Source organism: Pseudorhodobacter sp. (assembly GCF_030452865.1).
Taxonomy (GTDB): domain Bacteria; phylum Pseudomonadota; class Alphaproteobacteria; order Rhodobacterales; family Rhodobacteraceae; genus Pseudorhodobacter.
In genome coordinates this window covers 1-2056 of the sequence record NZ_JAKDLJ010000525.1, presented here as the reverse complement: position 1 = coordinate 2056, position 2056 = coordinate 1, and the positions used below count along the sequence as shown (strand labels likewise).

At 58.3% G+C, this 2056-nt stretch carries 4 protein-coding genes; all 4 read left to right on the top strand.

Annotation, left to right across the window (positions count from 1 at the left end; all coding sequences use genetic code 11):
- The coding region (locus L0H65_RS19005; RefSeq protein WP_301460760.1) for a hypothetical protein at positions 1-271 on the top strand (271 nt) is incomplete at its 5' end.
- The gene (locus tag L0H65_RS19000; RefSeq protein ID WP_301460759.1) at positions 268-1626 is read left to right on the top strand and encodes a DUF6638 family protein; all 1359 of its coding nucleotides are present in this window, start codon (positions 268-270) and stop codon (positions 1624-1626) included. The genes L0H65_RS19005 and L0H65_RS19000, both read left to right, overlap by 4 nt.
- Positions 1623-1889, top strand: a complete 267-nt coding sequence (locus tag L0H65_RS18995) for a hypothetical protein (protein ID WP_301460758.1) — start codon at positions 1623-1625, stop codon at positions 1887-1889. The genes L0H65_RS19000 and L0H65_RS18995 overlap by 4 nt, the downstream gene beginning before the upstream one ends.
- A gap of 10 nt (positions 1890-1899) precedes the next feature.
- Positions 1900-2056 (top strand): DUF1523 family protein (locus tag L0H65_RS18990; RefSeq protein ID WP_301460761.1); only part of this gene is annotated, 157 nt, incomplete at its 3' end.

The window sequence follows — 2056 nt, the reverse complement described above, 5'->3', positions numbered from 1 at the left end:
CCTCGTGGTCCCTTTCGTCACCCGCCCCGCGATGCTGTTTGACAAAGGCCCGTCCCATGCGCGGGTTATGGGGATATTGATTTGCGGGGTGTCGGCGATTGCGGTATTTTTCACCGCCAACCTCGACCAGATGACCGAAATCACGCCCCGGTTCTGGGAGGCTGTGCAACTCTCTGGATTTTCGGCTATCTTCTGGGTGCCGTGGTATCTTTTCGCCTTCACCCGCCGCGCCAATGCCGTGAAGGCCAGTTTTGAGAAAGGGCGCCCATGAAACGGCTGATCGAAAAGGGGCTGATGTTCGGCAATCTGGTGGAGGTTTCCTCGCACGCCTTGATCGAGCGCTACAACCGCGCGTTGGAGCATTTGACGGGCAAGCGCAGCAAGCTGAGTGATTTCCACATTGATATTTCGGGCTACTCGCCGGAGGTCGGTGATGAGTTGGGCGATGATCGCTACCTCAATCCCAATGGCTGCAACCGGCAGTTTATCCTGCTGACCACGGCGCAGAAAGCGGCACCTCTGCTCAACGTCACCTTCTCCACCTCGCGCGGGATTTTGCGTCAGTTCATTGAGGCGAATGAGGCGCAGTTGTTCGCGCTGACCGCGCGCGATGCGGTCGCGGGGGAGTTGGCGAACAGCGTTTATGAAGTGTCCACGCCCGCGCGCCTGCTGGACATTCGCCGCGTCACGATTGAGGCGGATACCATCGGTGGTTTTGTCGCGGATGCAGCGAAACTGGCGGGCATGATCGACCGGTTCCGCAAGGAGCCGACGGGCTGGCATGATGATGTGCTGGTGGCGGAAATGATCGGGCTGGCGAAGAAAACCGGCGATGTGACGCGGGTTCCCATCGCGCTTCCGAAGATGAGCTTTGAGCAGCCGAATTTCTGGACCTCCTATTTCAACGGGCTTTACGTCTTTCGCGAGGTGAAAAAGCCGGCGGTGATTTCAGTGTCCCCGGTGGCTGGTCTCGATGATTTGCCGATGCCTGTGTATGACCTGACCCAACGTAACCTGATCGCGGCGTGGCTGGAGGATAACGCGCTGGTAGAACCCATCGTGAAGGCCCGCGGCATGGATAGCGCGGCTGTGTTGCGTCAGAAAATGGACTTCATTCTGGTTGAGGCCGGGGATGAGCTGGACATTGATCTGGGCGACGCCACCCGCAACGACCTGCGCAAGATCGCGCGGCGGTTGGGCAGTGCGCTGCCGGATGAATTCCTTGGTCTGTCGCGACTTTTGGCCTGGGTGGAGGGAGGCGGCGACTGGCCGCGCATCACCTCGGAGCATCCGGCCTATTTCTACACCTTGCGGTCACGCCCGCATAAAGATCGTGATCTGGTCAATATGTTGTTGTCGCAACTGGCCCCGTTGGACGTGCGGCAGATGTTTATCACACATAAGGAACTGTTCTACGCCAGCTATGCCAAATGGTCCGACCGCAAACGCCAATATGTCGCGGATTTTCTGGAACGCGAATACCAGGTGGACAAGGCAGGCGCGCGCGCGTCCCTGTTCGGACCGGAGCCGGGCATGGATGAGGCGGAGCGCCCCGAACCGAAACCCAGCCCCAGCATGGCCGATCTTGTCGGGCCATGGGGCGCTGTGCGAAAGGCCCGCCGATGATTGCCCTTATCCGCCTTGCCGTCTTTGGCTTTATCGGCATGACGATCATGTATTTCCTGCTGTCGATCTATTCCCGCTCGCTTCAACGCGAGGAGTTGGAGAAGGCATGGGACGCTGACCAAGGACCGGGGTTGCGCGATGAATATATCGCGCATGGGATGGCGCACTATGAGAAGGGTCTGCGCAAGAAGCTGATCTGGTTGGTCTATGTCATCCCGACACTGGCCGTGATAGCTGCGATCTACTTTCTGAATTTCGCCTGAGGGGTCTGCCATGCGCTATGTAAAATGGACATTTATCACGATTTTTGTGGTTCTGATCGCATCGTTCCTGCATTACACCTTGCCGCAGCATGACATTGTGCGCATCGTCGGCACCGAAAACCGGCGCATCGACTTTGGCGAGAACTCCTTTTTCTGGGCTTCACCCG